We start from the raw sequence: 23,616 nt of genomic DNA, 5'->3' as shown, positions 1-23,616 counted from the left end.
TTTTATTTATTTATTCCAATGTAGGGAATTGTGATCTAAAATCCTCGAATTTTAAAGAATAATTCGACTAAATGCCTGTTGTTTAGTATGTTTCAGCGATGTATTTCCAAATAATTCGTTAAAGTGAAAATGTCTTTTTTAAGATTTTGATTTTTTACCACTTAATCTGTCGCTTAATTCCTCTAGGGAAATTCCTTTGGTTTCTGGCATCATAAATAAGACGAACAGTAACTGTAGAACCATCATTCCAGCAAAAAATATAAAAATTGGCCAAGGGTTGTCCTTGAAAATACCTTTCTCGCTATCTAGAAAAATTGGGGTTATCAAGGTAATAATGGCTGCGAATATCCAATGGGTGCCAGTGCCCCATGATTGACCAAATGCCCTAATTTTATTTGGAAAAATCTCAGAAATAAACACCCATATAACGGCTCCCTGTCCAATGGCGTGTGAGGCGATGAAAACACAGATAAATGTCAAAAGTAGAACTGAACTGGCACCTGTATAAAAACACCAACCTACCATACCAAGGCTAATAATATAACCTATAGATCCGATTTTCATTAATTGTTTTCTTCCTAATCTATCTATCAACCAAACCCCCACAAATGTGAATATTAGATTTACAATTCCAATTGATATTGAACTGAACAAGGATTCTTGAGCTGCAAGACCTGCTCGTTCAAGAATTTCAGGAGCATAGTACAGGACAAAATTAATGCCTGATAATTGATTGAAAAAAGCTATAAGAAAGGCCAAAATCAAGGGGGTTTTGTAATTGCCCGAAAACAAGCTTTCTTTTGCTTGACCTGCGGGATTGTGGGCTTTTATATCATCTAGCTTATTATGGGCCTCCTCATCGGTATAAATCAATTTTAAAGTGTTTAGTGCACCTTCATCATCACCTTTGTTAAGAACCAACCATCTCGGGCTATTGGGGATACTGATTACCATAATAGTGTACAAAATTGCTGGGATGGCTTCTACTCCAAGCATCCATCTCCAGTCATTATCGCCACCAATTCCTTGAAGTAGATAATTTGAGATAAAAGCAATTAGTATACCCAATACCAGATTGAATTGATATAGAGCGCCAAGTTTTCCACGATTTTCTGGAGATGAGATTTCTGAAATATAAATGGGAGCGGCAACTGAAGAAGCCCCGACACCTAAACCTCCAATGAATCTAAAAAATGAAAACATATATGGATCCGTGGCAAGTCCAGAACCCAAGGCCGAAACAGCATACAAAATACCAATCCAAAATAAAGTTTTCTTTCGACCGAATCGGTCACATGGAATGCCTCCAAACAAAGAACCTATTACCGTACCCCATAATGCCATAGACATGATGAAAGTTCCATGAAACCAGGGAGAAGTGTCCCAAAGTTCTTTAATAGGAAGGTTTGCTCCACTGATTACAACAGTATCAAAGCCGAATAAAAATCCAGATAAGGCGGCGGTCAAAGAAATTCGGAAGAGTTTGGAATTCATAGGTATATTTTTGGTTTTGGTAAAGCTAGCAAAAATTACCAGACCAGAAATATCTATAATGTCAACTAGGCCACCTTAGGTTTTAAAGTGTCCAAATCCTTAGATTTTTTTTGCTTTCGCAAAATACTGTCCCTTGATTGAATAGACCGCTTAGGGTCGTTTTTTGGAGTTGACTTAAATTTATGATGCTTCTCTGCAGATGGAATGTTTTTTTCTTCCTTTGGTGCGTGCTTGTCTTTTACACTGGCCTCTTTACAGGATAACGCAGCGAAAAAGCATAACAAGGCCAAAAGCTTGAAAATTTGGGGAAATTTCATAATGGCTAAATATTCGTGTTATAGTAATCTACGAATATGAGCCATGATTTGGATGCTTGCTCCCATATTTTCTTTAACAAAACTAGAGTTAATAAGCCCAGTTCTTTTCGAGAATTCCTGATTTTCACACAGATTGTTTAAAACTGAAGTGAATTCCTCGAGGGTTTTTATCACCAATAATCCTTTTTTGGTGACAAGATTCTCTGCTTCGTTAAAACCCTTGTAGTTTGGGCCAATAATTATGGGTGCTCCAAAAACGGCTGGTTCTAAAGTATTATGGAGGCCAGTTGCAAAGGCGCCACCGACATATGTAAAATCGGCATAACTGTAGATTTTTGTCAAAAGGCCAATGGTGTCAATAATAATCACTTCATAAAGCGACGGGTCTTTTTTCTCAATTTCAGAATAAAGAAGTACTTTTTTGGAAATAGATTTTTTAAGTGATTGTATGTGGTCTGTTTTGATATTGTGTGGTGCGATTACGTATTTGATTGATTTTGAGGATTCATTAACAAACGCTACTATAATTTCCTCATCTTCTGGCCATGTACTACCCGCGACAAAACAAGGTTCGGTTGCTTTGAATTGCTCCATGAATTTTAGGCTATTGTCCCTTTTCAATATTTCAGAAACCCTATCGAATCTAGTATCGCCACTTAGGGTGACGTTTTTTAAATTTATATTTTGAATAAGGGTCACCGAATTTTCATCCTGTACAAAGAAATGGTCAAAGGTCTTTAGCGCCTTTTTCATAATAGCGCCGTACCATTTAAAGAAAACCTGGTTCTTTCTAAAAATTGCTGAAATCAATAACGTTGGAGTTTCATTTTCTTTAAGCACATTCAGTATGTTCGGCCAAATTTCATATTTCACGAAAATTGCCAAAATAGGGTTGATGGTGGAAATAAATTCTTTTGCATTTGCCTTTGTATCCATCGGAAGATAAACCACACAATCTGCGGCATTGGTATTTTTTTTGACCTCGTAGCCCGATGGTGAAAAGAAAGTAATCAATATTTTATGGGAAGGATATTCGGTTTTAAGTTTTTCGATTATAGGCAACCCTTGTTCAAATTCACCTAAAGATGCAACATGAATCCATATGACTTTGTCATCTCTGTTGATTTTATTTTTTAAAACTGAAAAAGTCTCTTTTCTGCCATCAACGAAAAGTTTGATTTTAGGATGAAAAAGAGCCACTATTTTCAAGTGGAACCATGTGATTTGTACGATAAGATTATAAATAAAATGCACTTGGTTATCGTTTGCGGCTAAAATACACTTCTTTACAGAATTGTTCCTTATTTTTGCAATTATACTATTCTAATTCTTACAGATGCGTAAAATACAAATGGTAGACCTTAACGGTCAATACCAAACCATCAAGGAGCAAGTTAATTCATCAATTTCAAATATTCTGGAAACCTCGGCTTTTATTAATGGCCCCGAGGTGCATGCCTTTCAAAAGGAATTAGAAGATTATTTGGAGGTTAAACATGTAATTCCTTGTGCCAATGGTACAGATGCTTTGCAGATTGCAATGATGGGTTTAGGATTAAAACCTGGAGATGAGGTTATTACTGCAGATTTTACGTTTGCAGCCACTGTTGAAGTAATCGCTTTGTTACAACTCACCCCTGTTTTGGTTGATGTTGATAGAGATACTTTTAATATAAGTATTGCCGCTATAGAGAAGTCTATTACACCAAAAACAAAAGCAATAGTACCAGTACACCTTTTTGGGCAATGTGCTAATATGGATGCTATTATGGCTTTGGCGGAAAAGCACGATTTATTTGTAATAGAGGATAATGCCCAAGCTATTGGTGCGGATTACAAGAATGGGAAAGGGATGAAGCAAAAAGCGGGCACTATTGGCCGCATTGGTTCTACGTCATTCTTTCCATCAAAAAACCTCGGATGCTATGGAGATGGAGGAGCTATTTTCACCAATGATGATGATTTAGCCCATACGATTAGAGGCATTGTTAATCATGGAATGTATGAAAGGTATCATCATGATGTGGTTGGTGTCAATTCAAGATTGGATTCTATTCAGGCAACCGTTCTAAGGGCCAAGCTTCCGTTATTGGATGGTTATTGTGATGCTAGGAGAGAAGCGGCCAGAAAATATTCAAAGGCATTTGAAGGGCAAGAGAATATTGTGGTTCCAGTAACTGTGAACAATTGTGGTGAGATTTGTGAAAGTTGTGACTGCCATGTTTTTCATCAGTATACCTTAAGAATAACCAATGGCAAGAGAGATGCCTTGGTTCAGCATTTAAATGATAGTCAAATTCCATGCGGGGTCTATTATCCCATACCATTACATAGCCAAAAAGCATATGAAGATGATAGATATAATGAAGATGATTTTCCTGTTACCAATCAATTGGTAAAGGAAGTCATTTCACTTCCTATGCATACCGAGCTTGACCATGAGCAAATAGACTATATAACAGATACGGTCATCGGTTTTGTCAATGGTTAATGTATTGTTGTTCTAGATTTGATGTTTTAACACTAAACAAACTAAATGAAAATATTAGTAACTGGCGGATTGGGATTTATAGGTTCGCATACTGTTGTAGAACTTCAGAATGAAGGTTTTGAGGTGGTCATTATCGATGATTGTTCAAATTCTTCGGAAAAAGTACTTGAAGGTATCGTTTCCATTACGGGTAAGCAGCCATTATTTGAAAAACTGGACTTAAAAGAAAAATCCAAAATCGAAGACTTTTTCAAAAGACATCATGACATTGAAGGGGTAATTCATTTTGCAGCTTCAAAGGCGGTGGGTGAGAGTGTTGAGAAGCCTTTATTGTATTACGAAAACAATATTGGCACCTTGGTTTATTTACTAAAGGAGCTTTCCAAGAAAAACAAATCAAGTTTTATTTTTAGTTCGTCCTGTACTGTTTATGGTCAGGCAGATACAATGCCTATTACCGAAGTTGCTCCTGTGAAGGAGGCAGAATCCCCATATGGTAATACCAAACAAATGGGTGAAGAGATTATTCGTGATACATGTAAAGTTACACCTACTCTTAATGCAATTGCTTTAAGATATTTTAACCCTATGGGTGCACACCCTAGTTCGGAGATTGGTGAATTACCTATAGGTGTTCCGCAAAACTTGGTGCCGTTTATCACTCAAACAGGAGCAGGGCTTAGAGAGGAATTGTCCGTATTTGGCGATGATTATCCAACACAAGATGGTACTTGTGTTCGAGATTATATTTATGTTGTTGATTTGGCAAAAGCCCATGTAATTGCTTTGCAAAGATTGTTGGCAGGGAAGAATAAAAACAATTATGAGGTGTTCAATGTAGGTACAGGAAAGGGAAGTACAGTTCTTGAAGTGATTAAAAGTTTCGAAAAGGTATCGGGCAAAAAGCTAAATTATAAGATTGTAGACAGGAGACCAGGAGATATCACTTCTGCCTATGCGGATACAACTTATGCCAATGAAGAATTAGGATGGAAATCAAAATACACCTTAGACGAGGCAATGAAATCTGCTTGGGATTGGGAGCAGAAAATAAGAAGCTGATTTAGGGGATAAAAGTTTAACTGGATGAGAGGAATTATATGTATATTTCCTCTCATTTTATTTATATACATACCTTATCATGAAAAAATCACTACTCTTCTTTGCACTTATTTCAATGTTACTTTCCAGTGCGCAAGACACTTATTTACAATGTGGAAGCATAATAGACGTTGCAAATGGGAAAACAATCTCTGGAAAAACAATAGTTGTTTCAGGCAATAAGATAAAAAGTATTAAGAACGGATTTGTAAATGGTTCTGCAAATGACAAGATTATAGATCTGAAGAACATGACAGTTATGCCAGGTTTTATTGATATGCATGTTCATATTGAGAGCGAATCTGGACCACAAGCCTACATTAACAGATATACCAAGAATGAAGCCGATGTAGCTTTTCAGTCCACACTATATGCAAAACGTACTTTAATGGCTGGTTTTACCACTGTTCGGGATTTGGGAGGTTCTGGAGTGAATATTGCCTTACGAAAAGCTATTAATAAAGGATTGGTCACTGGACCTCGAATTTTTACTGCAGGCAAGGCAATCGGGACTACAGGTGGTCACGCAGATCCAACAAATGGTTCACGAAAAGATTTAATGGGTAATCCAGGTCCGAAGGAAGGTGTTGTGAATTCTCCGGAGGATGGAAAAAAAGCGGTCAGACAGCGATATAAGAATGGGGCCGATGTTATTAAGATTACAGCAACAGGGGGAGTGCTTAGTGTGGCGAAAAGTGGAAAAAATCCACAGTTTACGATTGAGGAAATAAAAGCAATTACAGAAACTGCAAAAGATTATGGCATGCTTACGGCTGCCCACGCCCACGGCGATGAAGGAATGCAAAGAGCTATTAAAGGCGGTATTAAAACAATTGAGCACGGTACCTATATGAGCGATGAGACTATGGAATTAATGAAGAAGCACAACACGTTTTTGGTGCCGACGATAACTGCCGGTAAGCAAGTGGAGGAAAAAGCCAAAATAAAGGGTTTCTTTCCTGAAGTTGTAGCAAAGAAAGCTGCAGAAATTGGGCCATTGATTCAAGATATGTTCAAAAAAGCATATAAAAAAGGAGTTCCCATTGCATTTGGTACGGATGCCGGTGTTTTCCCACATGGCCTAAATGCCAAGGAATTTGGGTATATGGTTGAAGTGGGAATGCCACTTATGGAAGCTCTGAAATCGGCAACAGTGACCAATGCTGGATTATTGGGAATGGGCGCTGAACTTGGACAATTGAAAGAAAATTATATTGCCGATATAATTGCTGTTGAAGAGAATCCTGAAAAGAATGTGGCTACTTTGGAAAGTGTGGTATTTGTTATGAAAGAAGGTGTTGTTTATAAAGATTAATAAAGGAAATAATCTTGCAAATCGTATGTAGAGTATGAACTTTGATTTCCAAAATAGCTCGGTACTTTTACAAGAGGTTCAAGAAGAACATTTGTATGAAAAATTGGTAATTCAAATCAAAAAGGATTTTGGTTTGGCCAATATTTTTGTTGATTTCCCCAATGACGTTTTACCTGAAAATCTGCGGTCTTTTCTTCATGAGAAAATCTATTACTTGATACTAGAAAAGTTCAGTGATTATTTGAATTTGCTTTATGTTATTGATGTGCCTGAAAAGGCATTTAAGCGAATCAAAGTTACCGATGTTGTCGAGGTTGCAGAACAGGTTTCTTTTTTGATTTTGAAAAGAGAACTTCAGAAAGTGTGGCTAAAAAGGAAGTATTCTTCTTAAAAATAAAAACGTACAAATGGCATCAAAGCGTTAATGTAGATGCTTTTGTCTTCATCATACAAGACATCATACCTAAGCCCAAAAGTCGCATTGCGATTGCTATATCCTACCCCTAAAAATAAAGCAGGTGACCAATAGTCGTCTTCCAAATTCCCACCGTCAAGAGCGTAAGTCCTGTTGATTCGCAACTGCTCATACTCAGCAGAAAATTGAATATATGGGAGTGGGTTATATAATGACAAAACGCTTCCGCCATATGCTAAAAACTTGTCTTCATTGAACTTGGCATAGCTAAAGTTTAGGCTTGCACCGGTTGCAAACTGATCATTTATTTGATAAATGGCACTTGGGGATATGGATCCATTAAAGCTTCCATTGGAAAACCCTAAACCTAGAGCGCCGCCAAAACGAACATTGTCCCAGAAATCCCTATTTGAATTTTGACCTAAAACTGAAAATCCAGCAAGAAGGGAGAACAATAATATATAACGTTTCATTTTGTGATGATTTAAGGATAAAGCCAAGTGCTTTATATTTTTATATCAATATTACTATTTAAGATACGCCTAGAAATGGGAATTATTGTATTTTTGGTCAAATTTTGTGGTTAAGATAGAGAACCTCTTATGGATAAGTATTCCTTTTTAAACACTGCGCACACTTCTTTCTTCGCAGAGTTATATGACAAGTATTTAACGAATCCCGATAGTGTAGAGCCAAGTTGGAGAGCTTTTTTCCAAGGTTTTGATTTTGGAGTGGAAAGTTCTTTGGATGGACTTGATTTACCATCTGAGAATGGAGCTTCTATTGAAGGAGCGGTTGTGAATGGTGAAGTGCCCGAAAAACTTCATAAAGAGTTTCAGGTGATTCAGTTGATCAATGGTTATCGAAGTCGAGGTCACCTTTTTACCAAGACAAATCCAGTACGGGAACGTAGAAAGTATATCCCGACCCTGGAAATTGAGAACTTTGGACTTACTAAAGAGGATTTAGAAACGGTTTTCACCGCTGGTGAAATTATTGGAATTGGACCAAAAACACTAGCTCAGATAATAGAGCATTTGCAACGGATCTATTGCGATGCCATTGGGGTCGAATACATGTATATTCGTAAGCCAGAACTTAGGGAATGGATTCAAAACTGGATAAATGTTAATGATAATCATCCCGAATTTGACAATAACCGTAAAAAGCATATCTTAAAGAAGCTTAACCAAGCGGTTTCTTTTGAAGGTTTTCTCCATACAAAATATGTTGGCCAAAAGCGGTTTTCCCTAGAAGGAAATGAATCTTTGATTCCTGCTTTGGATGCTATTGTTGAAAAAGCCGCAGAGCTCGGTGTTGAGCAGTTTGTGATGGGGATGGCCCACAGAGGTAGATTGAATGTTTTGACCAATATTTTTGGAAAATCGGCCAAAGATATTTTTAGCGAATTCGATGGTAAGGATTACGAAGAGGAGATTTTTGATGGTGATGTGAAGTATCATTTAGGATGGACATCAGATAGAAAATCTGACTATGGAAACAATATAAAGATGAACATTGCACCCAATCCATCTCATTTGGAAACTGTTGGGGCAGTGGTTGAAGGTATTTCTAGGGCAAAACAGGATGCACAGTATAAAGATGATTTTTCCAAAGTGCTTCCGATTGTTGTTCATGGTGATGCGGCAATCGCCGGTCAGGGGATAGCCTATGAAATGGTGCAAATGGCAACGCTTGATGGGTATAGGACAAATGGAACAATCCATATGGTTGTGAATAACCAAATTGGTTTTACAACAAATTATTTAGACGCAAGGTCGTCCACTTATTGTACAGATGTGGGTAAGGTGACTTTGAGTCCGGTTTTACATGTCAATGCAGATGACGCGGAAGCGGTTTGTCACGCAGCGCTATTTGCGTTGGAGTATCGCATGCGTTTTAAGACTGATGTTTTTATTGATTTATTGGGGTACAGAAAATATGGTCATAATGAAGGTGATGAGCCAAGATTTACCCAACCCAAATTATATAAGGTAATTGCTAAACATAAAAACCCAAGGGATATTTATGCTGAAAAACTGCTGGCAGAAGGGGTGATTGAAGAAGGCTTTGTTAAGCAACTAGAGCTTGATTACAAGGCTACTTTGGAAGAGGAACTTGAAGATTCAAGAAAGGAAGATAAGACGATTATCACTCCTTTTATGGCTGACGAATGGAAGGGGTTTAAACAAGTTCGCGAATGGGCGATGTTGGATCCAGTTGAAACCGCTTACGATAAGAAAAAGTTAACCCAAATTGCCAGAGTGCTTACAGAACTTCCTGAAGACAAGAAATTTTTAAGGAAAGTGGTGAGGCTTGTGAATGATCGTAAGAAGATGTTCTTTGAAACTAATAAACTTGATTGGGCCATGGGAGAATTATTGGCCTATGGTACACTTTTAGAAGAAGGTTTTGGTGTACGTATGTCTGGTCAGGATGTAGAAAGGGGAACTTTTTCGCATAGACATGCGGTTATGAAAGTGGAGGAAAGTGAAGAAGAGGTTATGTTATTGAACCATATTTCTGATAAGCAAGGAGAGTTCCAGATTTATAATTCTCTATTATCAGAATATGCCGTAGTCGGATTTGATTATGGGTATGCGATGGCTAGCCCGAATACCTTGACCATCTGGGAGGCACAATTTGGGGATTTCAGTAACGGGGCTCAAATTATGATTGATCAATATATTTCGGCGGCTGAAGATAAATGGAAGTTGCAGAACGGTCTGGTCATGTTACTACCACATGGTTATGAGGGTCAGGGTGCCGAGCATTCATCGGCTCGTATGGAAAGATATTTACAATTATGTGCTAGGGATAATATGTATATAGCGGATGTTACGACCCCGGCGCAGATGTTTCATATATTGAGACGTCAGATGAAAGTAAATTTTAGAAAGCCATTGGTTGTTTTCACTCCAAAAAGCTTGCTTAGACATCCTAAAGCGGTTTCTTCCGTTGATGAATTTACATCAGGCAGGTTTGAAGAGGTCTTGGATGATGTTTCTGCAAATGCTGAAAAAGTAAAAACTTTGGTTTTTAGTACAGGAAAGTTCTATTATGATTTATTGGATGAAAAAGAGAAAACAAATAGAGACGATGTTGCCTTGGTACGTATAGAGCAATTGTTCCCAATTCCGACCGAACAAATGAATGCAATTTTGAAAAAATACAATAATGCTGATGATTTGGTTTGGGCTCAGGAAGAACCAAGAAATATGGGGGCTTGGAGTCATATAATGATGCATTATAGTGAGGCCAAGAAATTCCGGGTAGCATCGAGAAGATATTATGCATCGCCTGCTGCAGGTAGTGCAGTGCGCTCAAAGAACAGGCACCAACAAGTTATAGATTATGTCTTTGACAAGAGAAAAGACAATATGACTAGAAAAAAAGAATATCAACAAATTATCAAACGTTTAGAAGAATGATTTTAGAAATGAAAGTCCCTTCACCGGGCGAGTCGATTACCGAAGTTGAAATTGCGGAATGGTTGGTTGAAGATGGTGATTATGTTGAAAAAGACCAGGCAATTGCTGAGGTTGATTCCGACAAGGCAACATTAGAACTTCCTGCTGAGGAAAGTGGTACTATTACTTTAAAAGCTGAAGAGGGTGATGCCGTGGCCGTGGGGGCTATAGTTTGTTTGATAGATACTTCTGCGCCAAAGCCTGAAGGTGAATCCTCAGATAAAATTGTAACAGTTGAAACTAAAACCATAGAAGCTACTTCTAAGGTGGTCGCAGAAACGAAAGAGACTTATGCAACAGGTGCCGCCTCTCCTGCAGCAAAGAAAATATTAGCGGAAAAAAATATTGATGGCGCTACCATAAAAGGTACAGGTAAGGATGGTAGAATCACCAAGGAGGATGCAGTAAAAGCGGTACCATCAATGGGTACACCTTTATCTGGTGGTAATCGCGGGGAAACCCGTTCAAAGCTTTCTATGTTGCGAAGAAAAGTAGCAGAAAGATTGGTTTCGGCTAAGAACGAAACTGCGATGTTAACCACTTTTAATGAAGTGGATATGTCACCGATTTTTGCCCTTCGAAAAAAATATAAAGAGAATTTTAAAGAGAAACACGGAGTTAGTTTAGGTTTCATGTCATTTTTTACAAAGGCAGTTGTGAGGGCATTGGAAATGTATCCTGCTGTTAATTCAATGATTGATGGTAAGGAAATGATCTCTTACGATTTTGCTGATATAAGTATTGCCGTCTCAGGACCAAAAGGATTAATGGTGCCGGTTATTCGAAATGCTGAAAAGTTGACCTTTAGGGGTGTTGAAGCTGAGGTAAAACGATTGGCTATTCGAGCACGGGATGGTGAAATTACAGTCGATGAAATGACCGGAGGTACATTCACGATTACAAATGGAGGTGTTTTTGGGTCCATGTTGTCTACGCCAATAATAAACCCACCTCAAAGCGCGATATTGGGAATGCACAATATTGTGGAAAGACCTATCGCTAAAAACGGAGAAGTTGTAATTGCGCCTATTATGTATGTAGCATTGTCATATGATCACAGGATCATTGACGGAAAAGAATCTGTAGGATTTTTGGTTGCTGTAAAAGAGGCATTGGAAAGTCCAGAAGAACTGTTGATGGATAACGATGTGAAGAAGGCGCTTGAAATGTAAGTTGCCAAAAACGTTAATTTATAAGGCTCGAATTTATTTCGAGCCTTTTTGTTTTAGATATACAAAAGAGTTTTTGTAGTCAATTATGGCTTTCGACTTCTTTAGTATGTCGGCTCCGATAATACCATCTACAGGTAGTGCGTTATGGGTTGTGAGGGCTTCGTTTACATGATTAAGATCAAAGAGTACTATTTTTTGTTTTGGTTTGCTCCATTTGCCAATCTTAATAAAATTTTTTGTTGATATCAATGTTTCCATATTAGTGGCTCCGGCTCCGGCGGCCTTTACTTCTGATTCTTTTGAAATGAGTTTGAAGAATTCAATTTTATCCATTCCGATACAAGTGTTGGAGGCACCGGTATCTAAAATGAATCGACCAGAAATTCCATTGATTTTGGCGACAACTTCAAAATGATTGGTTGCAGTAAACACTAAGGGAACTCTAATGTACTTTTTCTTTTTCAAGAACTTTTTGAGGCTCAACATCTATTTTTTTCTCAAAGATAAGGCTATTTTTGTCCATGAAATGAGCCTTTATTAGGTTAGCTCTGGCCAGATTGTACACTGGTGGAAAGTATTTAATTAGAAGAAACAAATTAATTAATTGTAAATGATTTTGACTGACACGCATACCCATCTTTATAGTGAGGCCTTTGATGAGGACAGGGATGAGATGATAAAAAAAGCTATGGATTTGGGCGTTGAACGTTTTTTTATCCCGGCAATCGATTCAAGTTATACTGAGGCTATGCTGGCTTTGGAAAAAGCTTATCCTGAAAACATGTTTTTAATGACCGGATTGCATCCCACACATGTGAAAGAAAACTATAAAGATGAATTGGCACATGTTGAAGAAATGTTGGCGAAAAGAAGTTTTTATGCGGTTGGAGAAATTGGTATTGATTTGTATTGGGATAAAAGTTTTTTGAAAGAACAACAAACAGCTTTCCGCTTTCAAATACAGTTGGCAAAAAAATATAAGCTACCTATAGTGATTCACTGTAGAGAGTCTTTTGATGAAATATTTGAGATTCTTGAAATGGAGAAAGGTGATGATTTATTCGGAATTTTCCATTGTTTTACTGGAACAATTGAACAGGCTAGAAGAGCAATATCTTATGGTATGAAATTAGGCATTGGGGGAGTGGTGACTTTTAAGAACGGAAAAATTGATAAATTTTTAAAAGAAATTGATTTAGAATATATTGTACTTGAGACAGATGCGCCATATTTGGCGCCAACCCCTTATCGTGGTAAGCGAAATGAAAGTGCCTACATTCTTAATGTTTTGGAAAAGCTTTCTGGGATTTATGGCGTAAGTAAACAAGAGATTGCTGATATTACAACAGCGAATTCTAAGAAAATATTTGGAATTTGATTATTATGAATGAAAAACCAAACATACTTCTTATTTATACTGGTGGTACCATAGGTATGGTGAAAGATTATGAATCTGGAGTACTTAAAGCTTTTGATTTCAATACTTTGTTAAAAAGTATACCTGAACTTAATCAGCTGGATTGTAATATTGAAAGTGTCTCTTTTGATGAACCTTTGGATTCTTCGAATATGAACCCTAAGCATTGGACGGATATTGCTGAATTGATTGAGGTCAATTATTCTTTGTACGATGGTTTTGTGGTGTTGCACGGTAGTGATACCATGAGTTATACGGCTTCAGCTTTGAGTTTTATGCTGGAGAATTTGGGCAAACCAGTTATTTTTACGGGTTCTCAATTACCCATTGGGGATTTACGTACTGATGCAAAAGAAAATCTTATTACCTCTATTCAGATAGCGGCGTTAAGAGAAAAAGGCAAGTCGGTTATTCAAGAAGTGGGACTTTATTTTGAGTACAAACTGTATAGGGCAAATAGAACTACGAAAATCAATGCTGAACATTTTCAAGCCTTTAGTTCATTAAATTATCCGCCATTGGCTGAATCTGGAGTTCACTTAAAGGTGTATCCTGAATACATAGAAAAAAAGAAAAGAGGTAAAAAGTTCAAGGTCCATCATAAAATGGATACGAATGTTGCAGTTTTAAAAATATTTCCAGGAATCAACGAATCAGTTTTTGAGAGTGTTTTGAATATTCCAAATTTAAAGGCTCTAGTCCTTGAGACTTATGGGGCTGGAAACGCACCTACGGAAAAATGGCTACTTAATTGTTTGAAAAATGCAATTGACCGTGGATTGCATATTGTGAATGTTACGCAATGTTCGGGAGGTAGTGTTATTATGGGTCAATATGAAACAAGTAAGGACCTAAGGAAAATGCAAGTCATTAATGGTAAGGACATTACGACTGAAGCTGCAATTACCAAGCTCATGTACTTGTTGGGAAACAAGGTTTCACCCAAGTTGTTCAAAACCATTTTTGAAACTTCCTTACGAGGAGAAATGCAATAAAAAAAAGGCTTTAAATTTTATTTCTTAATTATTTTTTTGTTAATTGGCCAACCTTTAAGGCTTATCTAGAGAGGTGGCCGAGTGGTCGAAGGCGCACGCCTGGAAAGTGTGTATACACCAAAAGTGTATCGAGGGTTCGAATCCCTTCCTCTCTGCTCAATATTTTACTTTTTTTATTGCAATTTTTTTTTATCTTTAACCCTATTAACTAACTAATTTTAAGTTTGAAAAAAATGAAAAGATCATTCTCTATCCTAGCAATGGCTGGGTTATTTGTGGCAGGTACAAATACAGTAAGTGCAAACATTGCTTCAGCGATAGTATTGCAGGATGCAGCTCCAGAAGCTAGCAAAGGATTTACTCAGGTTTTAAAAGAAATGTTCATAACAGGTGGTGCCGGATTTATGGGTATCGTATTATTGTGTTTGATTCTTGGTTTGGCTGTTGCCATTGAAAGAATCATTTACTTGAATATGGCTACAACAAACACGACTAAATTAAAACAACAAGTTGAAGATGCTTTGGCATCTGGTGGTGTTGAGGCTGCGAAGGAAGTTTGTAGAAATACAAAAGGCCCTGTTGCATCAATCTACTATCAAGGTTTGGATAGAGCAGGGGAAAGCGTTGAATCAGCAGAAAAATCAGTTGTGGCATACGGTGGTGTTCAAATGGGACAATTAGAGAAGAATGTTTCTTGGTTGTCATTGTTCATCGCAATTGCGCCAATGCTTGGTTTCATGGGAACGGTAATCGGTATGATTCAGGCCTTCCAGAAAATTAGTGCAGTGGGTAACCTTAGTGCATCGCTTATTGCCGGCGATATTCAGGTAGCATTATTAACAACTGTATTTGGTCTTATTACGGCTATCATACTTCAAATCTTCTATAACTACATCATTGCAAAAATCGATAGTATTGTTAATGATATGGAAGATTCATCAATCTCATTGATTGATATGTTGGTAGACCATAAAAAATAAGTCGGACTTAATACAAAATGTATCATGCATAAAATTTTAAAAATATTTTTGTTAGTAATTGGCGTTATCTCCGCTATACTTTGGTATATGTTGCCAGAGAAGGATATGCCAACGGCTGAAGCTGCCCAGAGTGGGGCAATGAACACAATGTTTATGATTACATACCTATTATTGGGAATTGCAGTAGTCGCAAGTTTGGTGTTCACTTTAATGAATCTTTTCGCAAACCCAAAAGGGCTTAAAAAAACCTTATTTGTCGTTGTTGGTTTTCTTTTGGTTGTTGCTATAGCGTATGTAATGTCTAGTGGAACAGACGTGGCAGCTGATTATGCAGCCATGACCACAGAGAGTACTGTTAAGAAAATAGGAATGGGATTGAATGTGTTCTTTATCCTTACAATAGTTGCAATAGGAGCAATAGTATTGCCAGGGATTAAAAAACTATTCAGTAAATAAAAAATAAACTATGGCTAGAAGAGCAGGAGCACCAGAAGTAAATGCTGGTTCTATGGCAGACATAGCTTTCTTACTATTAATCTTTTTCTTGGTTACTACGACCATTGAGACAGATGCTGGTTTAGATCGTATGTTACCGCCTATGGACCCACCTGATGACATTGATGTTGTTATTAAGCAAAAGAACATCTTTCAGGTTAACATCAATAAGAATGGGCAGTTGTTAGCTGATGAAGAATTGGTGAATTTGAAAGATTTGAGAACTAAAGCGATGGCCTTTTTAGATAATGGAGGTGATGGTACTTGTACTTATTGTAAGGGAAGAAAAAATTCTGAATCATCAGATAACCCGACAAAGGCGATAATATCCTTAAAGAATGATAGGGAGACCAAGTATGGGACCTATATTACTGTTCAAAACGAATTGGTAGGGGCTTATAACGATTTACGTAACAGGGAAGCTGAGCGGTTATTTGGCCGTAAATTTACTGATATGGAAGCGGAGTACTTAAATCCTGAAACGGCTCAGAGTACTAAAGATGATCTTAAGGAGAAGGTAAAACAAATACAGGATTTGTTTCCACAAAAACTGTCTGAAGCTGAAACATCTTCCTCTAACTAATAATTTCTAAATACAAGCTATGTCTAAATTTAGTAAGAAAAAGAGTGGTGAACTGCCACCAGTATCTACGGCGTCCTTACCTGATATCGTTTTTATGTTGCTGTTCTTTTTTATGACGGTTACGGTTATGAAGGATAGTTCACTTAAGGTAGAAAACGTGCTTCCTAATGCTAACGAAATTAAGAAGTTAGAAAAAAAGGACCGTGTTATATACATTTATGTTGGTAAGCCAACCCAAGAATATCAAAAAGTTTTTGGTACTGAGTCAAAGATTCAGTTAAATGATAAATTTGCGAACCCATCTGATGTAGGTGATTATATCCTAGCAGAAAGAGCAAAGAAGTCGCAAGAACTGCAGAACGTTTTGACAACTGCTTTAAAAGTTGATAAAAATGCCAATATGGGATTAATATCGGACATTAAACAAGAGTTGAGAAAAGTTAATGCCCTTAAGGTAAATTATACGACCTATGAAGGCGATGCCTTTAGAAACTTGCAGTAAATACAAATTTTCAAACTTATAAAAACGCCCCGATAAATTTATCGGGGCGTTTTTTATTTGATTAAATTTATCTTCATGAAACAAACAATTCTTGGTCTTCTGTTATTTTTTACATATAGTGGGTTATTTGGTCAATCATTAAATGAACGGGAGGCAGCTGATTCAAAATATCTTGAGGATCAATTCTATTTGGGGGTTACTTATAATTTTTTGCTTAATAAGCCGGATGATTTTAAACAGACCAATCTTTCATATGGATTGCAGGGTGGGTTTATTAAGGATATACCTCTTAATCCTGATAGAACTTTTGCCATTGGGTTGGGTCTTGGCTATGCAGTTAATTCATACTATTCTAATTTATGGGCGTCAAAATCGGCTGCAGGTATAGACTACTCATTTATAGAAGAAGATGTAATTGTTTTGAGCGAAGACGAATTATCGGTGAAAAGAAATAAAATTGAAACTCATTTAGTAGAATTGCCGCTCGAGTTTAGGTGGCGAAATTCTTCGGCTACTGAGTATAAATTTTGGAGGGTTTATTCAGGGATAAAACTAGGATACATATTTGGGTCACGTTCTAAATTAGTGACATCTGAGGAGAAGACTTCATTTGTAAACTCTGATGTTAGAAAACTTCAATATGGGCTAATGTTCAATTTTGGCTATAATACGTTCAATGTTCACATCTACTATGCTTTGAATAATCTTTTTGAAGATGATGTTTTATTAGAGAATGAGAATTTAAAATTAAAACCATTACGTGTAGGTTTAATTTTTTACATTTTATAACCAATATTTAACTGTAAGCAATTGTGAAATTAGCCCTATACCAAAGCCAAGAATCAATTCTGCCTTTGTGTGGGCCTTAAGATATAATCTGGAAGTGGATACAAGGCCAATTGCCAGTATAAATAGACTTAAAGCCAAGGTAATGTTGATTTCAAAATGTATGCTCAAATTCACTAAAAACATAAATAAGCTGCCCATGCCAAGTAGATGCATACTGCTTTTCACTTTAAAGAACAGTAATATAATTGTTGCGAAAGTAGCGGCAATTAACCCAACAAAATAGAAATAAAGCTCGATGATATAATTATTTGGAATCACCTTGTAGACTATCATTAATAATATCACAAGATTAATGTACAAAGGATATTTACGCTCTTGGATTGTAGGTAGTTGTATTGAATTAACATAACCTATATTTCTAAGGATCAAAAAAGTAATTATAGGTATGATAACCGTTAGAATAAAGATTGGCAAAATGTTCCCGCTTTGCAATTCTAACGGACTATATTTTGGAGTAATAAGAAAGTAGGCAAGGGTCCCGGCAATGGGAATAAATAGTGGATGAAAGATATATGAAATTGCTTTTTGAAAAAATTTCATTAGATCTCTTTTCGTAGCCTTGCCACAGGTATTCCTAACTGTTCTCTATATTTTGCTACTGTTCTACGAGCTATTGGATATCCTTTTTCTTTTAAGATGGCAGCGAGTTTGTCATCTGTAAGTGGTTTTTTCTTAGCTTCTTCAGCTATAACTGTTTCAAGTATTTTTTTTATTTCTTTTGTTGAAACATCCTCACCTTGCTCATTTTTCATTGACTCGGAAAAGTATTCTTTAATCAATTTAGTGCCGTAAGGAGTGTCAACATATTTACTATTTGCGACTCGAGATACTGTTGATACATCCATATTGATTTTGTCCGCTATATCTTTAAGGATCATCGGTCTCAAATTGCGCTCATCACCCGTTAAGAAATACTCTTTTTGATATTCCATAATAGCACTCATGGTGATGAACAAAGTTTGTTGACGCTGTTTTATGGCATCAATAAACCATTTTGCTGCATCCAATTTTTGCTTAATGAACATCACGGTATCTTTTTGGGACTTAGATTTCTTCTTAGCGTCTTTGAATCCCTTGAGCATGTTGTTATATTCCTTCGAGACATGCAATTCAGGTGCATTTCGTCCATTGAGGGTGAGTTCTAAAACCCCGTCCACAATTTTGATGGAAAAATCAGGAACTACATGTTCAACAATTCTATTGTTTCCGGCATATGAACCACCGGGTTTAGGGTTTAACTTTTCAATTTCCCCTATTGCGTCTTTAAGTTCTTCTTCTGAAATATTGTGTTTTTGCAGTAACTTCTTATAGTGCTTTTTCGTAAACTGTTCAAATGACTTTTCTAAAATTGAAATGGCCCTTTCAATGTCCTGATTGGTCTCTTTTCTTTTTAACTGGATAATCAAACATTCTTCAAGTGACCGAGCAGCAACACCTGCAGGATCCAAAGCTTGTACCGTTTTTAGAACAGATTCTATGGTTTTTTCGTCAGTATAAATATTTTGGGTAAATGCCAGATCATCCATAATGTCGGTCATCGGGCGTCTAATATATCCGCTTTCATCAACACTGCCAACAAGAAATTCCGCTATGCTCCATTCTTCATCACTTAAATAGGTGGTATTTAGTTGTGTTATTAGGTATTGGTTAAAAGAAGTACCTGCAGCATACGGTACACTCTTTTCATCGTCATCTGCGCTATAGTTATTTGCCTTCGTACGGTAGTCGGGAATTTCATCATCACTGAGATAATCATCTATGTTAATGTCATCAGTATTAATGTTCTCACCTTCTATTTCACTTTCATAGAGGTCATCATATTCATCCTCAATACTTTCACTTTCTTCTTTACCACCTTCCAAAGCAGGATTTTCCTCTAACTCTTGTTTTAAACGTTGTTCAAATGCCTGTGTAGGCAATTGTATCAACTTCATCAACTGAATCTGTTGAGGAGAAAGCTTTTGTGATAATTTAAACTGTAAGTGTTGTTTGAGCATTTAGGTTTGTTATCTGCCTTATAAAGTTAACGATTTCAGATTAGAACTCCGCATTTTGGGGTGTTCGGGGAAACGGAATTACATCGCGAATATTACCCATGCCTGTGGCAAAAAGTACCAAACGTTCAAACCCTAAACCAAATCCGCTGTGTTCGGCGGTACCAAACTTTCTAAGATCAAGGTACCACCACAATTCTTCTTCATCAATTCCTAGGTCAGCTATTTTTTCTTTTAGAACATCCAAGCGTTCTTCACGTTGTGATCCGCCAACGATTTCCCCAATACCAGGAAAAAGAATGTCCATGGCGCGTACCGTTTTGCCATCTTCGTTCAATCGCATATAAAACGCCTTTATTTTTGCCGGATAATCGAACAATATAACAGGGCATTTAAAATGCTTCTCAACTAGAAAACGCTCATGTTCACTTTGCAGGTCGGCTCCCCATTCGTTGATCGGATACTTAAATTTCTTCTTTTTGTTGGGTTTGCTGTTTCTTAAAATGTCTATTGCTTCGGTATAGGTCACCCGCTTAAATTCATTATCACAAATGAACTTAAGTTTTTCAATTAGTGGCATATCACTCCGTTCTGCCTGTGGTTTTGATTTTTCTTCATCCAGTAATCTTTTTTCCAGGAATTGCAGGTCTTCATTACAATGCTCCAAAATATAAGCAATGACATTTTTTATGAAGTCTTCAGCTAAATCCATATTGGCATCCAAATCATAGAATGCCATTTCTGGTTCTACCATCCAAAACTCAGCAAGATGTCTGGATGTATTTGAATTTTCCGCCCTGAAAGTAGGTCCGAAAGTATATACTTTACCCAAGCCCATGGCATAGGCTTCTGCCTCTAACTGCCCGGAAACGGTTAAGTTGGTTTCTTTTCCAAAGAAATCTTCTTTGTAATTAACCTCTCCTTCTTCATTCAGGGGAGGGTTTTTACTATCCAAAGTGGTTACTCTGAACATTTCTCCGGCTCCTTCTGCATCAGAACCCGTTACTATTGGCGCATGAAAGTAGTAGAAATCATTCTGTCTAAAATACTGATGTATAGCAAACGCCAAAGCGGAACGTACTCTCATGACAGCCGCAAAGGTGTTTGTTCTTACCCTTAAATGAGCTTTTTCACGTAAGAACTCCAAAGAATGCTTTTTGGGTTGTATAGGATAAGCTTCAGGATCTGCACCACCATGAACTTGGATATCGTTGACTTGAATTTCCACACTTTGTCCTCTGCCTTGACTTTCAACCAAGATTCCACTGATTTTTAATGCCGCACCTGTATTTATTTGCTTTAAAACTTCTTCCTCTAGATTTTCAAAGTCAACAACACATTGAATATTATTTATTGTAGACCCATCATTCAGAGCAATAAACCTATTGCTTCTAAAAGTCTTGACCCAACCATTTACTACAACTTCCTGCTGTTCTGGAGCATTGGAAAGCAGTTCTTTTACATTTGAAGATTTCATTTTAAATCGAATAAAAATTAAAAGGGCAAAGATAGCCTTTTGAGCAAAAAGAAGCGAGCTCTAAAATGTATAAAAACCTAAGAAAGATGTTTTATGTCTACTGGTCTTTGATATTGTCTTCTTCTTTTGGTAGAATATTGATTTGAGGTTCACGTAAAACCTCTTTATTCGCAATACTACGTTCAAGTGAAAGTAATAATGAAGGTAGCAGAATAAGATTGGCCAGCATAGCAAACATCAATGTGGCGGATACTAAGGCGCCAAGGGCAACTGTGCCGCCAAAATTTGAGATGACAAAAACTGAAAATCCAAAGAATAGTACTATGGAAGTATAAAACATACTTACTCCAGTTTCCCTTAAAGCGGCATAAACTGATTTTTTAATCTGCCAACGATTGGCTGTTAATTCCTGTCTATACTTGGCCAAGAAATGAATGGTGTCATCGACTGAGATACCAAAAGCAATACTAAAGACCAATATCGTAGAAGGTTTTATGGGTACACCAACGAAGCCCATTACTCCGGCCGTAATTACCAATGGCAGTAAGTTGGGGATAAGTGAAATGATTATCATTCTAAATGACCTGAACAAAAAGGCCATAAACAAGGCAATCAAGAAAATGGCAAATGCAAGTGACATTATCAGGTTCTTTACCAAATATTTTGTGCCTTTCAAGAAAAGAAGAGCACTTCCTGTCATGTATACCGTATATCTTTCAGATGGAAATATCTTCGCAACATTTTCTAAAAGGCGAGCTTCAATATCTTCCATGCGCTCTGTTTTCAGGTCTTTCATGAAAGTTGTTATTCTGGCGGTTTGACCAGTACTATCAACGAAACTTTTTAATAGATTGCCATTGTCCGAGGATTTTCTGGCCACATCTATAATGAAATTGTTCTCCTGTGTTGTTGGTAGTTGGTAGTATTTTGGAATGCCATTATAAAATGCTTGCTTGGAATATTTTACCAGATTCACCACCGACACAGGTTTTGATAGTTCTGGTATTTCTTCAATAACGGTGCCCAATTGATCCATTCTTCTTAGCGTTGCTGGTTTCATGACACCTTTGGGCTTCTTGGTGTCGACAACTATTTCTACCGGCATTATTCCATCAAATTCTTTTTCAAAAAATCGAATATCCTTAAAAAAATCTGCCTTTTTGGGCATGTCTTCAATAGGGCTTCCAGAAATTTCTATTTGATAGATTCCGATAATACTAACCACCAATAGGATTATAGATGTTATATATACTGCAATGCGTTTTTCACGGACAATATGCTCCATCTTGTTAACAAAACCATCGATCCACTTCTTATTGAGATGTTTTAAGTGTTTTGTTTTTGGCAAAGACATGAAACTATATACAATCGGAATAATCAAAAGGGATATAATGAATATGCCAATAATGTTAATTGAAGCTACGATGCCAAATTCCTTCAGAAGTTTACTATCTGTTATTATAAAAGTAGCAAAACCCGAAGCAGTGGTCATATTTGTCATCAAAGTAGCATTTCCAATTTTGGAGATAACACGCTGAAGTGACAATGCTTGATTGCCATGCTTTTTGACTTCTTGTTGATATTTGTTAATTAAAAAAATACAGTTGGGGATTCCAATGACGATAATCAATGGAGGAATCAATGCCGTAAGCACCGTTATTTCATATTGCAGTAACCCTAAAACACCAAAGGCCCACATAACACCGATAATTACAATGAACATGGATATAAGGGTCGCCCTGACACTTCTGAAAAAGAAGAAGAAAATAAGTGATGTAACCCCAAGTGCAGCAAGAATGAATTTCCCTATTTCATCAATAATGTTTTGGGAGTTCATTGTTCTTATGTACGGCATCCCGGAAACCCGTACATCGAGACCTGTTTCATCCTCGAAGTTTTCGACTAAACTAGTAAGGTCTTCAAGAATGAAGTCTTTTCGTACCGAGGTATTAACAATGTCCTTGTCCAAATACATTACGGTGCGTATAGTTCTGCTTTCTTTATTGAAAAGCAAGTTGTCGTAAAACGGTATGTCGTTGAAAAGATGGTTTACGAGCGTATCAACATCTTTTTGTGTTTTGATTTCCGATTTAATCAAAGGTTCTAAAACAAATTCTTGTTTCTCTTTGTCCTTGATTAATTCTTGTAGATTATCTGTGGAGAGAACAAAATCAACCTCAGGGAATGCACCGAGTTGCTTACTTAGTTTATTCCATCTGTTAAAATTCGTCGGTGAATAAAGAGCGCTATCGTTTACTGCAAAAACGACGGCATTGCCTTCTTCTCCAAACTGGTTCAGAAAATTTTGGTATTCAAGATTAATAGGGTGGTCGTCGGGCAACAAATTCGCCTGTGAGTTGCTAAATCGCATATTCTCCCACTGCATGGCCAAAAAGAAAGTGAAGGCAGCAATAAGGAATAATATTAGAATTCTATTCCTAAGAATTATATTAGCGACTTTTGCCCAAAAGCCTTGTGTAAGTTTAGCAACCATCCAAATTTTTTACGAGCGCAAAGGTAAAGAATGATAGGTTGTCTTCCTAAATTGA

Annotated in this window: 22 protein-coding genes and 1 tRNA gene; 14 read left to right on the top strand and 9 right to left on the bottom strand. The window is 37.0% G+C overall.

What is annotated here, in order from left to right; genetic code table 11:
* Positions 1–138: 138 nt before the first annotated feature.
* From FB2170_RS04595 to FB2170_RS04585, 3 genes are all read right to left on the bottom strand, one after another.
* Positions 139–1,494: a sugar porter family MFS transporter gene (locus FB2170_RS04595; protein WP_013305348.1), complete on the bottom strand. Its 1,356-nt coding sequence runs from the start codon at positions 1,492–1,494 to the stop codon at positions 139–141.
* Positions 1,495–1,559: 65 nt separating this feature from the next.
* Positions 1,560–1,811 (bottom strand): hypothetical protein, encoded by a 252-nt coding sequence (locus FB2170_RS04590; RefSeq protein ID WP_013305347.1) that lies wholly within the window; start codon positions 1,809–1,811, stop codon positions 1,560–1,562.
* 18 nt (positions 1,812–1,829) lie between these two features.
* Positions 1,830–3,020, bottom strand: a complete 1,191-nt coding sequence (locus FB2170_RS04585) for a 3-deoxy-D-manno-octulosonic acid transferase (protein ID WP_013305346.1) — start codon at positions 3,018–3,020, stop codon at positions 1,830–1,832.
* Positions 3,021–3,147: 127 nt separating this feature from the next.
* Here FB2170_RS04585 and FB2170_RS04580 point away from each other — a divergent pair, with 127 nt between their 5' ends.
* From FB2170_RS04580 to FB2170_RS04565, 4 genes are all read left to right on the top strand, one after another.
* Positions 3,148–4,302, top strand: a complete 1,155-nt coding sequence (locus FB2170_RS04580) for a DegT/DnrJ/EryC1/StrS family aminotransferase (protein WP_013305345.1) — start codon at positions 3,148–3,150, stop codon at positions 4,300–4,302.
* Positions 4,303–4,347: 45 nt separating this feature from the next.
* Positions 4,348–5,364, top strand: coding sequence for a UDP-glucose 4-epimerase GalE (gene galE, locus FB2170_RS04575; protein WP_013305344.1), 1,017 nt, complete (start codon positions 4,348–4,350; stop codon positions 5,362–5,364).
* Between the two features lie 79 nt (positions 5,365–5,443).
* Positions 5,444–6,718 carry a metal-dependent hydrolase family protein gene (locus tag FB2170_RS04570; protein ID WP_013305343.1) on the top strand — a complete coding sequence of 425 codons (1,275 nt, stop codon included), beginning with the start codon at positions 5,444–5,446 and terminating at the stop codon, positions 6,716–6,718.
* A gap of 34 nt (positions 6,719–6,752) precedes the next feature.
* Positions 6,753–7,109 carry a hypothetical protein gene (locus FB2170_RS04565; RefSeq protein WP_013305342.1) on the top strand — a complete coding sequence of 119 codons (357 nt, stop codon included), beginning with the start codon at positions 6,753–6,755 and terminating at the stop codon, positions 7,107–7,109.
* Here the strand turns inward: FB2170_RS04565 and FB2170_RS04560 are convergent.
* Positions 7,106–7,606, bottom strand: a complete 501-nt coding sequence (locus FB2170_RS04560) for a hypothetical protein (protein ID WP_013305341.1) — start codon at positions 7,604–7,606, stop codon at positions 7,106–7,108. The genes FB2170_RS04565 and FB2170_RS04560 overlap by 4 nt on opposite strands.
* 129 nt (positions 7,607–7,735) lie before the next feature.
* Between FB2170_RS04560 and FB2170_RS04555 the strand changes: the two genes are divergently transcribed.
* Together FB2170_RS04555 and odhB are read left to right on the top strand one after the other, a co-directional pair.
* The gene (locus tag FB2170_RS04555) at positions 7,736–10,564 is read left to right on the top strand and encodes a 2-oxoglutarate dehydrogenase E1 component (protein ID WP_013305340.1); all 2,829 of its coding nucleotides are present in this window, start codon (positions 7,736–7,738) and stop codon (positions 10,562–10,564) included.
* Positions 10,561–11,775 (top strand): 2-oxoglutarate dehydrogenase complex dihydrolipoyllysine-residue succinyltransferase, encoded by a 1,215-nt coding sequence (gene odhB, locus FB2170_RS04550; protein WP_013305339.1) that lies wholly within the window; start codon positions 10,561–10,563, stop codon positions 11,773–11,775. Before FB2170_RS04555 ends, odhB begins: the two co-directional genes overlap by 4 nt.
* Positions 11,776–11,808: 33 nt before the next feature.
* Here the strand turns inward: odhB and FB2170_RS04545 are convergent, their stop codons facing one another.
* Positions 11,809–12,261, bottom strand: coding sequence for a retropepsin-like aspartic protease (locus FB2170_RS04545; RefSeq protein WP_013305338.1), 453 nt, complete (start codon positions 12,259–12,261; stop codon positions 11,809–11,811).
* A gap of 124 nt (positions 12,262–12,385) precedes the next feature.
* Between FB2170_RS04545 and FB2170_RS04540 the strand changes: the two genes are divergently transcribed.
* From FB2170_RS04540 to FB2170_RS04505, 8 genes are all read left to right on the top strand, one after another.
* Positions 12,386–13,153 (top strand): TatD family hydrolase, encoded by a 768-nt coding sequence (locus FB2170_RS04540; RefSeq protein WP_013305337.1) that lies wholly within the window; start codon positions 12,386–12,388, stop codon positions 13,151–13,153.
* A 5-nt stretch (positions 13,154–13,158) separates the two neighbouring features.
* Positions 13,159–14,187 carry an asparaginase gene (locus FB2170_RS04535; protein ID WP_013305336.1) on the top strand — a complete coding sequence of 343 codons (1,029 nt, stop codon included), beginning with the start codon at positions 13,159–13,161 and terminating at the stop codon, positions 14,185–14,187.
* Positions 14,188–14,254: 67 nt separating this feature from the next.
* Positions 14,255–14,342, top strand: a tRNA-Ser gene (locus FB2170_RS04530).
* 78 nt (positions 14,343–14,420) lie between these two features.
* A complete protein-coding gene (locus FB2170_RS04525) occupies positions 14,421–15,167 on the top strand; it encodes a MotA/TolQ/ExbB proton channel family protein (protein WP_041632674.1) in 747 nt (248 codons plus the stop codon).
* 24 nt (positions 15,168–15,191) lie between these two features.
* Positions 15,192–15,623 carry a hypothetical protein gene (locus tag FB2170_RS04520; RefSeq protein ID WP_013305334.1) on the top strand — a complete coding sequence of 144 codons (432 nt, stop codon included), beginning with the start codon at positions 15,192–15,194 and terminating at the stop codon, positions 15,621–15,623.
* A gap of 10 nt (positions 15,624–15,633) precedes the next feature.
* Positions 15,634–16,245 carry an ExbD/TolR family protein gene (locus FB2170_RS04515; protein WP_013305333.1) on the top strand — a complete coding sequence of 204 codons (612 nt, stop codon included), beginning with the start codon at positions 15,634–15,636 and terminating at the stop codon, positions 16,243–16,245.
* A gap of 19 nt (positions 16,246–16,264) precedes the next feature.
* Entirely contained in the window at positions 16,265–16,747 is a 483-nt protein-coding gene (locus FB2170_RS04510; RefSeq protein WP_013305332.1) for an ExbD/TolR family protein, read from the top strand.
* A 75-nt stretch (positions 16,748–16,822) separates the two neighbouring features.
* On the top strand, positions 16,823–17,536 hold the full coding sequence (locus FB2170_RS04505; protein WP_013305331.1) for a porin family protein: 714 nt from the start codon (positions 16,823–16,825) through the stop codon (positions 17,534–17,536).
* Here FB2170_RS04505 and FB2170_RS04500 read toward each other — a convergent pair.
* The 4 genes from FB2170_RS04500 to FB2170_RS04485 all read right to left on the bottom strand — a co-directional run bounded on the left by FB2170_RS04500 (position 17,531) and on the right by FB2170_RS04485 (position 23,561).
* A complete protein-coding gene (locus tag FB2170_RS04500; RefSeq protein WP_013305330.1) occupies positions 17,531–18,136 on the bottom strand; it encodes a hypothetical protein in 606 nt (201 codons plus the stop codon). The genes FB2170_RS04505 and FB2170_RS04500 overlap by 6 nt on opposite strands.
* Complete coding sequence (gene rpoN, locus FB2170_RS04495) at positions 18,136–19,593, bottom strand: RNA polymerase factor sigma-54 (RefSeq protein ID WP_041632673.1); 1,458 nt, start codon at positions 19,591–19,593, stop codon at positions 18,136–18,138. The genes FB2170_RS04500 and rpoN overlap by 1 nt, the downstream gene beginning before the upstream one ends.
* Before the next feature lie 40 nt (positions 19,594–19,633).
* Complete coding sequence (gene asnS / locus FB2170_RS04490; protein ID WP_013305328.1) at positions 19,634–21,067, bottom strand: asparagine--tRNA ligase; 1,434 nt, start codon at positions 21,065–21,067, stop codon at positions 19,634–19,636.
* A 97-nt stretch (positions 21,068–21,164) separates the two neighbouring features.
* Complete coding sequence (locus tag FB2170_RS04485; RefSeq protein ID WP_041632672.1) at positions 21,165–23,561, bottom strand: efflux RND transporter permease subunit; 2,397 nt, start codon at positions 23,559–23,561, stop codon at positions 21,165–21,167.
* Between the last annotated feature and the right edge of the window lie 55 nt (positions 23,562–23,616).

The organism is Maribacter sp. HTCC2170, from assembly GCF_000153165.2.
GTDB lineage: Bacteria > Bacteroidota > Bacteroidia > Flavobacteriales > Flavobacteriaceae > Maribacter_A.
The sequence above is the reverse complement of the archived record's forward strand: the minus strand, read 5'-3'. Positions and strand labels throughout refer to the sequence as shown.